The 13,492-nt window shown below is 39.5% G+C and carries 16 protein-coding genes and 1 tRNA gene; 8 read left to right on the top strand and 9 right to left on the bottom strand.

Going from position 1 to position 13,492, the window contains the following annotated elements; translation table 11 throughout:
- Nucleotides 1–398: 398 nt before the first annotated feature.
- A complete protein-coding gene (locus VXM68_RS11690; protein ID WP_293953519.1) occupies nucleotides 399–689 on the top strand; it encodes a DUF4286 family protein in 291 nt (96 codons plus the stop codon).
- A 51-nt stretch (nucleotides 690–740) separates the two neighbouring features.
- Here the strand turns inward: VXM68_RS11690 and VXM68_RS11685 are convergent, their stop codons facing one another.
- The 6 genes from VXM68_RS11685 to VXM68_RS11660 all read right to left on the bottom strand — a co-directional run bounded on the left by VXM68_RS11685 (nucleotide 741) and on the right by VXM68_RS11660 (nucleotide 4,796).
- Nucleotides 741–1,160: a DUF983 domain-containing protein gene (locus VXM68_RS11685; RefSeq protein WP_293953517.1), complete on the bottom strand. Its 420-nt coding sequence runs from the start codon at nucleotides 1,158–1,160 to the stop codon at nucleotides 741–743.
- Between the two features lie 6 nt (nucleotides 1,161–1,166).
- Complete coding sequence (locus tag VXM68_RS11680) at nucleotides 1,167–1,430, bottom strand: hypothetical protein (RefSeq protein WP_293953515.1); 264 nt, start codon at nucleotides 1,428–1,430, stop codon at nucleotides 1,167–1,169.
- A 27-nt stretch (nucleotides 1,431–1,457) separates the two neighbouring features.
- Nucleotides 1,458–2,159, bottom strand: coding sequence for an RluA family pseudouridine synthase (locus VXM68_RS11675; RefSeq protein ID WP_294186783.1), 702 nt, complete (start codon nucleotides 2,157–2,159; stop codon nucleotides 1,458–1,460).
- 88 nt (nucleotides 2,160–2,247) lie between these two features.
- Complete coding sequence (locus tag VXM68_RS11670; RefSeq protein ID WP_293953512.1) at nucleotides 2,248–3,252, bottom strand: MlaD family protein; 1,005 nt, start codon at nucleotides 3,250–3,252, stop codon at nucleotides 2,248–2,250.
- Between the two features lie 5 nt (nucleotides 3,253–3,257).
- The gene (locus tag VXM68_RS11665) at nucleotides 3,258–4,031 is read right to left on the bottom strand and encodes an ABC transporter ATP-binding protein (RefSeq protein WP_294350870.1); all 774 of its coding nucleotides are present in this window, start codon (nucleotides 4,029–4,031) and stop codon (nucleotides 3,258–3,260) included.
- A 6-nt stretch (nucleotides 4,032–4,037) separates the two neighbouring features.
- A complete protein-coding gene (locus VXM68_RS11660; RefSeq protein ID WP_209579062.1) occupies nucleotides 4,038–4,796 on the bottom strand; it encodes an ABC transporter permease in 759 nt (252 codons plus the stop codon).
- 255 nt (nucleotides 4,797–5,051) lie between these two features.
- Between VXM68_RS11660 and VXM68_RS11655 the strand changes: the two genes are divergently transcribed.
- The 3 genes from VXM68_RS11655 to VXM68_RS11645 all read left to right on the top strand — a co-directional run bounded on the left by VXM68_RS11655 (nucleotide 5,052) and on the right by VXM68_RS11645 (nucleotide 8,565).
- Nucleotides 5,052–6,530 carry a DUF6600 domain-containing protein gene (locus VXM68_RS11655; RefSeq protein WP_367208832.1) on the top strand — a complete coding sequence of 493 codons (1,479 nt, stop codon included), beginning with the start codon at nucleotides 5,052–5,054 and terminating at the stop codon, nucleotides 6,528–6,530.
- Nucleotides 6,531–6,689: 159 nt separating this feature from the next.
- A complete protein-coding gene (gene pncB / locus VXM68_RS11650) occupies nucleotides 6,690–7,871 on the top strand; it encodes a nicotinate phosphoribosyltransferase (protein ID WP_312362818.1) in 1,182 nt (393 codons plus the stop codon).
- Nucleotides 7,864–8,565 (top strand): bifunctional 2-polyprenyl-6-hydroxyphenol methylase/3-demethylubiquinol 3-O-methyltransferase UbiG, encoded by a 702-nt coding sequence (locus VXM68_RS11645; RefSeq protein WP_293953504.1) that lies wholly within the window; start codon nucleotides 7,864–7,866, stop codon nucleotides 8,563–8,565. Before pncB ends, VXM68_RS11645 begins: the two co-directional genes overlap by 8 nt.
- 28 nt (nucleotides 8,566–8,593) lie before the next feature.
- Here the strand turns inward: VXM68_RS11645 and VXM68_RS11640 are convergent, their stop codons facing one another.
- The 3 genes from VXM68_RS11640 to VXM68_RS11630 form a co-directional block, all read right to left on the bottom strand.
- On the bottom strand, nucleotides 8,594–9,520 hold the full coding sequence (locus VXM68_RS11640) for a DUF4097 family beta strand repeat-containing protein (protein ID WP_367208831.1): 927 nt from the start codon (nucleotides 9,518–9,520) through the stop codon (nucleotides 8,594–8,596).
- Nucleotides 9,521–9,616: 96 nt separating this feature from the next.
- A complete protein-coding gene (locus tag VXM68_RS11635; RefSeq protein WP_294186797.1) occupies nucleotides 9,617–10,438 on the bottom strand; it encodes a hypothetical protein in 822 nt (273 codons plus the stop codon).
- Nucleotides 10,428–10,985, bottom strand: coding sequence for a sigma-70 family RNA polymerase sigma factor (locus VXM68_RS11630; RefSeq protein WP_293953498.1), 558 nt, complete (start codon nucleotides 10,983–10,985; stop codon nucleotides 10,428–10,430). The genes VXM68_RS11635 and VXM68_RS11630 overlap by 11 nt, the downstream gene beginning before the upstream one ends.
- Before the next feature lie 568 nt (nucleotides 10,986–11,553).
- Between VXM68_RS11630 and VXM68_RS11625 the strand changes: the two genes are divergently transcribed.
- The 4 genes from VXM68_RS11625 (at nucleotide 11,554) to VXM68_RS11610 (ending at nucleotide 13,348) form a co-directional block, all read left to right on the top strand.
- Nucleotides 11,554–12,078: an NADPH-dependent FMN reductase gene (locus VXM68_RS11625; RefSeq protein ID WP_294186799.1), complete on the top strand. Its 525-nt coding sequence runs from the start codon at nucleotides 11,554–11,556 to the stop codon at nucleotides 12,076–12,078.
- Nucleotides 12,079–12,114: 36 nt separating this feature from the next.
- Nucleotides 12,115–12,336, top strand: a complete 222-nt coding sequence (locus VXM68_RS11620) for a VF530 family protein (RefSeq protein ID WP_294186800.1) — start codon at nucleotides 12,115–12,117, stop codon at nucleotides 12,334–12,336.
- A 56-nt stretch (nucleotides 12,337–12,392) separates the two neighbouring features.
- Nucleotides 12,393–12,842: a KTSC domain-containing protein gene (locus VXM68_RS11615; protein WP_293953493.1), complete on the top strand. Its 450-nt coding sequence runs from the start codon at nucleotides 12,393–12,395 to the stop codon at nucleotides 12,840–12,842.
- Nucleotides 12,843–13,274: 432 nt separating this feature from the next.
- Nucleotides 13,275–13,348 (top strand) — tRNA-Pro (locus VXM68_RS11610).
- Nucleotides 13,349–13,492: the final 144 nt, after the last annotated feature.

Here is a 13,492-nt window from a genome sequence, read left to right as displayed (position 1 = left end):
AGCTGCTTCGAGCTATCCTGATGAATCAAATCTATCAAGTAAATATTTTTGCAATGATTGTCGAGACCGATATAGGCTATAAACCGACCATTTGGAGAAATCTTAAAGTTTGATTTTTCAGGCTTAGAAAAAAATTGATTTATTGGAATAGGCTCAACACTATGGTGTTGACACCCCAATATGATCATGGTAGAAAAAAGTAAACCTATCCAAAATTTCATCCTCATAATCCCAAATGCATCCTTATCATATATTCCAAATATTGCAATTAAATACCAATTTTCATTCAATGCAACCTTATTTTTACAAGATATACCAATTAAATGTAATATTCAAACTTCTCACTCTTCCTGTGCTGAGAATCTTTTTTATAGTAGAAAAATAGCGTATTTTTGTCTATGTTTTTATACAATGTCTCTGTCATAGCAGAAGAAACAATCCACGAGGAGGTTGTTTCATGGATTCAGGATAATATCGTGCAATCCCAAAAATTCGAAGTGCATTTTCTGGAAATGCTTCAGTCGCCACACGATGGGATGACCTACTGTATTCAGGTCGTACTCCCCACGGAAGAACATATCGGAGATTTTCAGCAAGTACATCTCATCCCATTGCAACAGCTTATCGCGGAAGGATATAAAGACAAAGTTTTCCTTTTCGATAGTACGATGAAATATTTAAAAAAATAAAGGAGCTCTTGAGAGCTCCTTTATTTTTTTTTGTTAATATCATTTATCACTTTAACCATGTTTATTCGCATTCCTTTCACGTATCTCTTGCTCCAATTCATAGCGTGGATCATAACTAATTTTTGGCGTTAAAAAATGAAGTAAAATTAAACGCGCATACCTAAAATTAAAGGGGGCAAAGATCAAAATAGTTACCGCCAGGCCCATCAGATAGAACCATGGAGATTCGCTGCTTGTTAAGATCGCTATAGCTACAGAAACAGTGACGATCTCGGCTACTGACATCGCATAGCTCACATACATTGCAGCATAAAAATAACCGGGTTCAACTTCGTACTTTACGCCACAATAGGGGCATACATCATTCATATGCTGCTTGCGCAAGCTGTATACCTTTCCTACAAATACATCACCAATATGACACTTCGGACATTTGGAGTGCATCATTGCATGGAATTTGGATGTCGGCATTAAAATCTATTTTAATTCGTTTAAAAACTTCTTTGTACCTGGATTCTTCTTGCGGTATTTTTTATACCATAGATATCCTAGCCCTGCAGCCGCCAGATAAGGGATGACCAAAAGAAATAAAATACCATCATTTAGCCCCCTTCCTTGCATATTTCCTTCCTTCGTGGAATTCTCAGCGTTCAATGTACACATCGCGCATTGCCCGTAAGAAACAGATGCAGCTGAGCAGCTTAAGGTAACTATCAGGAGTAAATATCTAAACCATTTCATAGCACAAAGATACTGAAATTTTAACCACTACCCTGCCAAAGATTCAAATTTATCCCAAAAGCCATCTTTCGGCAATGAAGCAACCAATTCCATCTTATCTTTCTTGATCGGATGCTTAAACGCTAATGAACGTGAATGTAAACAAATGCTCCCCAAAGAACTACCTCTTGGATATCCATACTTGTTATCACCAACAATAGGACAGCCCATAGCAGCAAGTTGGGCACGAATCTGATGGGTGCGACCGGTCAGTGGCTCTACGCGCAACAAATAAAATCCATTCAACTCGCCTACCACTGCATAGTCTAACTCGGCATAACTTCCTCCCTTGACCTCGCGTGGAAAAGCCTTGGTCACCCGGGTTTGTCTATTTCTGATCAGCCAATTAATAAGCTTCCCTTCGGTTTTACGTGGTCGCTGTCTGACTATTGCCAAATAAGTTTTGTTCACATCTCTATCCTGAAAAGACTTGTTCATCCGCTCAAGAGCCTTGCTCGTTTTGGCGAAAAGTATCATACCACTTACCGGCCTATCTAAACGATGAATAACACCAACAAAAGCTTCATTTGGTTTATCATATTTCTTCTTTAAATAAGCTTTCACCATATCTTCCATCGACATATCTCCCGTTTCATCAATCTGTACAATATCACCCGCCTTCTTATTTATCGCTATGAGATGATTGTCTTCGTAAATAACATCTTTGTCTATAATTTCAGTGTGATTCATTTTTTCAATTCTAAACGGGCTCCCCCAATATGATTAAAAAAAAGGCTCTACGCAATCGTACAGCCTTTTCATAGTTCTATCATTCAACTTACTTTGCTGTATCTGCTTTAAGCAGTTCAGCCTTTTTCGCATCTTCTTTCGCTTTCTTTTTGAAGAAACCGCGCAGTAAAAAATTATGCTGCAGCGCCTCCATATTTTCATCCAGCTTGGATGTACTCGAATTTAAGTTATTAATCGCTGATTTGATTTGATTTGCCGATTCAGGATCATTCAACAGAACGCCCACTGCATTATCTTTATCATTTAATCGGCCCGAAGCGTTGTTCAAATTATTGATCAATGCATTTGCTGTCTGAGAAACCCCTTGTAATTGTGCAGCAGATTGGCGTAAACTAGAGAAAATAGCGGTATCAGTCGTCAAATCATGAATCAGTCCCTTATTGCTATTTAGCGAATTTGTCAGGGTAACCAGATTTGCAGAAGCCTTATTTGCATTATTCATTGCAGCACTGATGGACAATAATGTCGCGCGTAAAGTATTTACCATGGAGGTATCGGTCAACATCGCACCCACCATTCCCTTACCATCAGCCAATCCCCTTGATATTTCGACGAAATCAGTGGTAATTTTTGCTAAGTTTTCATTATTAACCTGTAAAGTTTCCATCATTGCTTCCATATCGGCAGTCTTTGCAGAACGCAAAAAGTCACCGCTCTCTACTGTTGGAGCATTCTGGGAGCCACCAGAGATCACCACAATCTTATTACCGATTAATCCATCCGAGCCTAATTTTGTCACGGCGTCCTTGCGGATATATTCTGCAGATTTCTCCTCTATCGTCAATACGACCTCAACATCCTGTACACTTTTAAAGTGAATATTCTTAATGATCCCTACCTTAACTCCGGAAAACCACACATTACTTCCCACTTTCAATCCAGCGACGTCAGGAAATGATGTCGTAATCTCAATATTTTTGGTAAATTTCTTTTGTTGGCTGCCCAAAATAAAAATTCCTGCCAATAGAATTAATACGCCTAAAAAAACAAAAACGCCGACAATGATTGCTCTCTTATTTTCTGCCTTACTCATGTATATTATAGAATAAAATTATAATTATAAAACGCTTTTACACGTGCGTCATCTGTATCAAAAATTTCTTCAAAAGATCCCTGTCTTTCAAATTTACCATCTAACAACATCACAATACGATCGCCCACTTCTTTTGCACAAGCTAAATCGTGTGTGATAATAATCGATGCCGTTTTATATCTTTCCTGAACTTCATTAATCAATCCATTAATGTCCAAACAGGTGATTGGATCTAGTCCTGCTGTAGGCTCATCGTACATCATGATATCTGGTCTAAGAATCAATGTGCGTGCAATACCTATACGCTTACGCTGTCCACCAGAAAGCTCTGAAGGCATCTGATTAATAGCTTGGGATAACCCTACTCCATCCAGTACCTCCTCTACAGCATGATCGATTTCTGAGCGCGTCAAATTGCGCTTGTTACGAACCAAAGGAAACTCCAGATTTTCACGTACGGTCATACTATCATAAAGTGCACTATTCTGAAAAGAAAACCCTATTCTTAAACGCAGTTCACGCAATTCGCGATCATTTAGTTCTGTCACCGAATTACCAAGGACATTGATCGTACCTTCGTCTGGTTTTAATAGACCTGCTATTAATTTGATCAATACAGATTTACCAGTCCCAGAACGCCCCAGCACAACAAGATTTTCTTCTTTATATAAATCCAGATTGACTCCCCGTAAAACATGATTATCACCAAATGACTTGCTGATATTCCTGATTTCAATGACTGGCTTTGAATGGTCAATAGTTGTTTGAATCTTTTCCATAGCGCACTACCCGAAGAACGATAAAATTTGAACAATAATGATCTCCTCTATAAACACAAGGAACATAGAAGCCACAACGGCCGCATTCGCAGCTTTACCAACGCCTTCCGTACCCTTAGAAGAAAAATAACCACAATAACAACTTACAGCTCCGATGGTAAAACCAAATATAACTGCACGCAAAACCATAGCACCCAAATCTTTAAATGCTATCGTCTCAAATACTTGTGTAAAAAAGCTCAAAAAACTCAGGTCATCTTTACTCATCATACTGAGATAGCCCCCCAAAAGACCTATACCTGCTACATAAAAACAGAGTACAGGAATTCCAATCGTTGTAGCCAAAATTCTACTTACAATAAGATATTTATAGGGATTGGTTCCTGAGACTTCCATTGCATCGATTTGCTCTGTAACATTCATCGAACTTAATTCCGCGCCAATTTGGGATCCTACTTTTCCAGAAGCGATTAAAGCAGTGACTAATGGTGCCAATGCACGAACAATAGCGATTGATATCAGAGAAGGCAACATCGAAGTTGCGCCAAATTCCTCTAAAGAAGGACGTGATTGTTTTGTAAATACAAATCCCACAATAAATCCCGTTAAACTGATCAAAGGCAAAGATTTGTAGCCTATTTCATAGCACTGACGGACGATTTCTTTGAATTCATACGGGGGAGTTACTAATTCGCGCCAAAACCGTAGCAAAAAACGATGAATGTTTGCGAATTCTAGAAAAAAAGTCTGAAGTTTTTTAGCCATTTAAATGATGTCTATTTCAAATTAATGTGTCTTGAAACACGTTTTATGCTGAACAAACACGTAGCAATTCGAGCGGTAAAGGTAAATAAAAATATGTATCTAAAATTGTCGTTTATGTAAAAAGATCATCAATTTGACTTTCACGTAAAAATAATCAGATTTCCAATGTACCGATTAAACCATTTTATTCGTTATGCTGTCATAATAACAAAGACTACGGCATAGAGTTTTGTCACACTTTAAATTATTACAGAAATGAAAAATTTAGGCAACATAAAATATTGGGTACTGGGGTTCATTGGTATTGCTTCTTTCTCAAGCTGTGCGACCTCAATGGCCCAGCGTGGCGGATATACTAATTATGATCATTACAGCAATGCAGGAGTATCTTTCCAAATGTTCTATGATCAACTATCCCCTTACGGACAATGGGTCAATGATCCGAATTACGGTTATGTCTGGATTCCGGATGTCGGCCCAAACTTCCAGCCTTATGCTACCAATGGTTATTGGACAATGACAGACTATGGAAATACCTGGGTATCCAACTACGATTGGGGTTGGGCTCCATTTCACTATGGCCGTTGGAACTACAACGATCGTTATGGTTGGGGCTGGGTTCCTGACTATGAATGGGGGCCGGCATGGGTAAATTGGCGTCAAAGTAACGACTATTACGGTTGGGCACCCATGGGGCCAGGCATGAGCATGAATGTATCGGTTAATATCCCAATAAACTTCTGGACATTTGTGGGAGTTAACCACTTCATGAGCAGGGACATGGATAGGTATTATGTGAATCGCAGAAATTATAATAATATTTACAACAGAACCACAGTTATCAACAATACAACGATCATTAATAACAACTATTATGTTGGCGGTCCACGAAGAGCAGACATCGAGCGCTCAACAGGACGAAGCGTCACAGTCAATAGGATAGCAAATGCGGATAGACCCGGATCTGTTCGTAGTAGCAGCAATCGCAGTAATGAAATCAGTATGTACCGCCCGGCTGTAGATCGTAATACACGTTCATCTGCTCGTCCAACGAATGTAGTGGATGCCTCTACCCGAACACGGAATAACAATAGCGAAATATCAGATCGTACCAACCGCGTAATTAGCAATCGAGATAACATCGATTCAAGATCGGGAAGTCGTGAGTTATATATCGATAAAAGTGGTAATGCTTCTGTAAGATCCCGTAACGATGCCAACAGTACAGGCTCGAGCCGCAGCAGTTCAATTAATAACAGTAGAGGCGGAGACAACGGTACTCCAATTAGAAATACGAATGGTACACAACCTAATTCGCCTAACTATGATTTTAGAACGCGATCAGGTCGGCAATCGGATGCTCCAAACAACAATCACCCTACATCTACCAGTAGAGGGAGGCAAAACAATTCCAATGAGACCGTACCGCAACGCGTAGTTCAACCTGTAACAGCGCCACAACGGAACGGAAATTATGATGGCAGCCGCACACGTTCGAGCCAGCCAGTTTCTCAGCCGGTGCAAAGTCGAAATTCCGATAGCCGGACGCGTTCGAGCCAACCAGTGTCTCAACCAGCAGCTCAACCGTCTCAAAATCGAAGTTATGAAAACACCAGAAGCAGATCCAATATAGATAATTCATCGTCCGTATCGCGATCAAGAAATTCTGGAAGCTCAGTTGAGCGTAGCTCAGGACGTTCTTCACAGGGTTCTGAAAGATCAAGAACAAGATAGTGATGACCGAATAACATGCTAATTCATAAAAGGCGGATGAAATTACAAATTTCACCCGCCTTTTACTTACCTGTCTTTTTATAATTATTATGAACAATCCGCACAATTTCACGTTAATTAGTAAATTTACCGCTTCAAACAAAAAACAGATCGATAAGGATGGCTTCATTTACCTCTATATTAGATAATGACTTCTATAAATTCACAATGCAGCATGCTGTAGTGAAATTGTTTCCAAAGGCCAAGGCTCGTTATCATTTTATCAATCGGGGACATCACAAGTTTCCCGATGGTTTTGACGTCCTCTTAAAGCAAGCTGTTAATGAAATGGCTAATTTGAAGCTAACAAAAGCCGAAAAGACTTTTTTTGCCAGAACTTGTCCTTATATTGACCCAACCTATTTTGACTTTCTTCAAGGTTACCGCTACGATCCCGAAGAAGTCAAAATATTTCAGGATGGCCCCGATCTAGAGGTCATTATTGAAGGGTACTGGTATCGCACCATTCTCTGGGAAGTTCCCTTGATGTCTCTTATCTGTGAACTTTTTTATGAATCCCAGGGCTTACAACGTTTCTCGGACGCAGAAGTAATCGCAACAGCGAAAGATAAAATCGAAAAATATAAAAAGCTCCATATCACCATTGCTGATTTTGGCACACGAAGACGCCATTCGCATGAAGTACATGATTTGGTGGTGCGTACACTTAAGCAATATGGCGAAAAAACATTTATTGGCACCAGCAATGTCTATTTCGCAATGAAATATGAAACGAAGCCCATCGGTACCCATGCCCACGAATGGTTTATGTTTCATGCCGCTAAATATGGGTACAAAATGGCCAACCTCCTGGGGCTCGAACATTGGTCTGATGTCTATCGGGGCGACCTCGGAATAGCGCTGTCGGACACCTATACAACCGAAGTCTTCTTTCAGCAATTCGATAAAAAGTTAACCAAATTATTTGATGGAGTCCGACATGATAGTGGAGATCCTCTTGAATTTACAGATAAAGTTATTGCACACTATAATAAAAATGGTATCAACCCGCTTTCAAAGACCATTATATTTTCCGATGGCTTAGATTATGAAAAAGTCGAAAGAATTGCGAGCTACTGTGAGGGTAAAATCTTACATTCCTTTGGTGTTGGCACCAATTTCACGAATGATGTAGGACTTAAACCAATGAATATTGTCATCAAGATGACAGATGCTTTGCCAGAGGATGAACAATGGAGCCCCGTCATCAAATTATCTGACGAACCGATGAAACATACAGGAGATGAAGACTCCATTTATATTGCAAAGAAAGTATTAATGATTGATGATGACCATGCATAGAGACGTATACGGTGAAGCGCTTGATGATTACTTTGTACATCAAGAAGAAAAATTCCCCCTCATACTCCATACGAGCTATGGCGATAAAGACGAAATGCCGGTAGAGATTTTCTTTCGGGAACCTGATGATTTTCCAGAGCTAGAATTCATTGGTCTATCGTTATGTGATGGACATGTATTGGATGTGGGCGCCGGAGTAGGCAGCCATAGTCTATATTTACAAGAAAAGGGATTTCAAGTGGATGCATTGGAACAATCCCAAACCGCTTGCCATATCATGCAGCAACGCGGGGTACAACATATTATCTGTGAAGACTTTTATAAATTTAAAGGGCAGAAGTACGATACGCTTTTGCTGTTGATGAACGGAATCGGTATTGCTGGAGATGTGGAGGGCTTTCGAAAACTACTCACCCATAGTCAAGAACTGTTGACGGAAAATGGGCAGCTAATTTTTGATTCATCCGATATCAGTTATTTGTATAAAGATTACAACATCAAAAAGCCGACCCACTATTTTGGGGAAATTCAATACCAGTATGAATACAAAGGCACCCGAGGCGATCTCTTTAAATGGCTGTATTTAGATCAGGATTTATTGATTAAAATTTCGCACGAAATGGGCTGGGTGGTTCAAATTCTATATGAAGATGAAAATGATCAGTACCTTGTACGTATGGAACTAAAAAAATAGCCTGCTAAAGATAACAGGCTACTTTTATTTACTTCTGCGTCCTAATATAAATATCCCCTAGGGATGTTTTCAAAATCACGTCCTGTCCACCGCCATTCATTTTGCCTTTCACGGCATTGCCCATAGGGGTGGACTGGGGCTCTTCAGTGTTTTTTTCAAATTGGAATTCATCTGCGGCATAGATATTTCCCATTGCTGATTTTACATCCACATTTGCACCAAAATTCTTGGGAAAAGCAACATCTACAGCGCCCATTGCAGCGACAAGAGAAATAGGCCCTTTGACAGGTTGAACAAATTTGGCTGTTACATCTCCCTGGGCAACCTTCACATTGATTGGCCCCGTTACGTTCAATAAATTCACATTTCCCATCGTATTGGAAACTTCCACTTCAGCCCGCATATCTTTCAATTCGATCACTCCAGCATTGAACATCGCACCACGCCCCCCTTTTATCGTCAGCGGTAGATCCATGGGGATCTTGATTCGGATAGAATCTTCTAGGGGCATCCCAACCATGCTTATTTCGGTCACTCCACCTTCTGTTTTGATATTCATTCCGAGTCCCGAATTATCCGATAATCCAGAACCATTAACGACACGTAGGCCTTTGGCACGATCATTTTCTTCATTATCCTCAACCTTAGCGGTAATCAGCACATCCTTCCCCTTATACCCTTCGATATAAACATTATCTAACTTTAACAGGAGTTTACTTCCTAAATTAGGCACTTTAATTTCCTTCCAGTTCCTTTGCCTGCTACTACGGCCTAAGCTGGCGGAATTGAATGTAAAATTGTTACTATTACTTACAGCAACGCCTGAAATCACTCTAGCCTTTTTAGGAGGAAGAGGCGGCACAGCAGCTCCCTCCACACTTTCATTTACCTGGGCATGTAATGCACATGCAAAAATAAGCGTCAAACCAATCATCATTATCCTTAACTTTTTCATCTCAATATATTTTTTCTTCATTATTATTAACCAAGTCACCTGGTCTACGTTTTCGTAAGCGAGCCTACACGAGTAGACGTTCTTGAATCCATTTCTCTATTGATTCAACAATACCGCGTATGCCTGTTCCTTCACAAATTTTAGCGTAAATGGATCTTCCACAATTTCATTTAGTTTATCTTTTGTTGTCGCTTTCATCTTAGAATCATCTTGCTGAACCATCATTTGCATGAGCTCCATTTGCAATGTGGGATCATTTTGCACCACAAAGAAGTCCTGGACTTTCTGCTGACGCTCTTCTTGGCTTAGTCCACTTAATATCGTTTCGATTGCAGCTATACGCACATTACTGCTTTGATCCGATACAGCAGTCCTTTCCAATGCTCCTATACTATTCCGATCTAAACTACCTTCATCTTTCAGTGCCAAGACAGCACTTAGCCGTGCGCTTGCGGAACTCGAATCCTGAAGCATCTCAACGTAATCAATCTTTTCTTGCATTTTACCGAAACCAGTGTTCATCACGTTTGCTGGTGCCGACTGCTTTCTTCTAGTTTGCCTACCCGCTATCGCCATAGATGGATTCAATTTGGGGGAGTTATCGGTATCAGCGCTTACTACTATTGCATTGTCGGCCTTTTTATCGCTTTCATTTTCGCGAACAGCATCAGGATGTACAGCAACGATTCGTTTTTCTACTTCTATCCCATTATGCTGATCAAAAGCAATGAAAGTCGCTGTCCCTACCAACAAGACCGCTGCAGCAACACTAGCCCACTTCCAAAGAGGCTTAATCTTTCTTTCCTGAACGGGCGGCACTACTTGTGGCCTTATTTTATTCCACAAATCAGCCGAAGGTTCTCTCCGATCAAATGATTCTCGATTAGCGTTCACAAAATCTTTTAAATTATCCCGCATAATTATATCTTTCCTTCAGTTGTTCGTAAATTTTCTTTTTAGCGCGATGGTATTGGCTACGGACGGCAACTGCTGTCATTCCCAATGCTTCCGCGACTTCGTCATGGCTCATATTTTCAAACAGATAAAGATTAATGACCATCTTGGGCACCCCCGTCAGCTGGTCGATCGCCTGCTCCAAATCCGTTAAACGACATTCGCGCCATTCCTTTTCCAGCAATTCGTCATCGCCATTATCCTGAATTTCCAAATCATCCACCGGCGTAAAATACTGCTTATTTTTCCTCAACAACGAAATCGCCTTATTTACCCCCATCCTTCTTAGCCAAGCTTCCAAACTAAGAACATTATGCCATTTGTCTGATCTTGAAAAAAAGTCAACAAAAGTCTCCTGTAAAACATCCTCACTTTCCTCCTGATTGCCCAAAATCCGATAAATCGAGTTAAAAATCTTCTTTGCATACCGATGATAAAGCTGCGAAAACCCAGACTCATTGCCCGTTTGGCACATCGCTAATAGATCTTTATCACTAAGCTGATTTCGCACGTTTTAAAATTAATACTGTGAATTCTTATGTTTCTTCTAGGTAGTCGACGCCTATTTAAAAATGTTGCAATATAAATTTATTTTTTTCTAAAATATCGCGAAAAATCTCCAAAACGACATTATAGCGGATGCTGAAAATTGATAAGGGTGGCAATATCACGCGATACTCCATCAACAATACATGTGCTATCCCATTTCTCATTTGCAATAAGCAATTTTAAATCCTATTTTAGCGATGGTTAAAATTAATATAAAGTAATACATAGGGTATGTTGTTGCTTTTGATTAATCATTTTTTCAATGAAGGATGGTGTTGGTCCACCATCCTTTTTTTCTGATTCAATCACCTTCTTCTATATACTTTAAATCCCTGCTAAATCTTACCTCAGATCGGCTTTTCTTACTGCGCAAATTTGGGTCAGAAACAAACCCATCTAAAAATTATAGCAAATCGGAGAATTAAGTAAATCGTTTGAATCGAATGTTGTAATTTAGTTTCTTCATACAGCATATATATAAAATACAGAAACAACGGATTTAGACAACTGTTGATTAGATTTAGACTCACATGAAAACTATTTTTGCGATTGTAGGTAGTGCTAATACCCACTCATCCAACCATCATATTATAAGGCACCTTCAACAAGAAATTAATGGTGATAGCCATTTCACGCTATTTGATCGTTTGAAAGAACTACCGCCTTTTGATCCAGAAGAAAGCCGCTCCCATCCGCCTATTGAAATTATTGCATTACGTCAAATTATTCAAGAAGCAGATATTGTTTTGATCAGCAGTCCCGAATATATTTTCAGTGTCCCCAGTGGATTAAAAAATCTACTAGAGTGGTGCGCAGCAACCACAGTTTTCAACAATAAGCCCATAAGTATCATCACTGCCGCTGCACAAGGTGAACATGCACACGACGAATTACAACACATCATGCGCGGATTAGGCGCTCAAATTGATGAAAAAAGAAACCTGCTCATTAAAGGAGTAAGGGGCAAACTGGACCATTTGGGAGAAATCTGGGATGAACAACTCCGTACTGCGTTAAAGGAACTGGCAGCACAACTCGTTGATCGTAAAAATTAGCACGATCCATCAATTGAAGATTATTATCTTTACGACATGCAAGAACAAATTAATAATCCACTACACGGTAAAAGACTGGACACCATTATAGAATATTTAGTAGCGTACTATGGCTGGGAAGAACTCGGTCAACGCATAGCTATCCGATGTTTCAATGACAATCCGAGTGTCAAATCTTCGTTAACTTTTTTAAGAAAAACACCTTGGGCTAGGGAGAAGGTCGAGCAGCTTTATATAAAAACTATATTGAAGAAATAAGTTTTTTTTCCTATCTTATAGCGAATAATCTGATTATTAAGCATAACTTTGCCGCCATGAAAAAAATTGCCGACTACCGGAAGTTACTTAACGTAGATAAATCTGTGGATCTCAAAACCCTGAAATCTACTTACCGGACAATCATGAAAGAATGTCATCCAGATAAATTTGTCAATGATGAAGAAGGTCGTTTGGCTGCAGAGGAGAAAAGTGTTGCAATGATCGAAGCCTACCACTTTCTGGTAAGCATCTGTTCTGAAACATTAGAGCAACAATTGCCGATCTACACAGAAACAATTACCAATTCTGGTATTCAGGATATTGACTGGAAAGGACAAATATTGACTATCACTTTTCAAGACGGCAGCCAATATGAATATTTCGGTGTTCAGCGAAACGATTATATTAAATTTGTCAATGCAGATTCTTTAGGTCGATTTGCCCGTAGACACATCTTCCATTCTTACCCTTACCGTAATGTATTAAAGACTGCAACAGTATCTTAAAAACTGTTTTCATCTAGCTATACAAAGATAAACGCCCACTATCCGATGGATATTGGGCGTTTATATAAAATGTTAAATGTTTAAAAGCTATCTATAGAACAACACTGTCGACAAATAGTTTTATCATTTAATATAAAGTTCGAAGACTGCCTACCGTAAAATGCACCAGGCATTTGCGCCCACTAGCATCTTTTCATGCCGTATAATTGCCAAAAGGACCTGTTTACATCTCATAGCAAAGACAAAGCCTGCATTTAGATCTTTGATACAATATCTCAATCTCAAAAAAAGATTACAAATTGTGCTACTGCAAATTCAATCGCTTTTTTCTTATTTTACATTTTATTTTTGTTCAATAATTATTACTTTAGCGCTACCAAAATTATTCGAGATAAGGGCTCCTGAAAAAAAGGCTTTCCTCTTGAATTAATTCGGGATGTAGCGTAGCCCGGTATCGCGCCAGCATGGGGTGCTGGAGGTCGTCGGTTCAAATCCGGCCATCCCGACTTTTTATCCTTTACTTTTAATGAACATCGCCTTTGCGCTCAAATCGGATTGGAAGATTCAACAGCAGTAATACTTTTCAATCATATCATAAAAAAGTATTTAGCTGATTGGAGTTTTTCGCATTAGCTAAATACCTTATTCCA

The organism is Sphingobacterium sp. R2, assembly GCF_040760075.1.
In the GTDB taxonomy this organism is placed as follows: Bacteria; Bacteroidota; Bacteroidia; order Sphingobacteriales; family Sphingobacteriaceae; genus Sphingobacterium.
The sequence above is the reverse complement of the archived record's forward strand: the minus strand, read 5'-3'. Positions and strand labels throughout refer to the sequence as shown.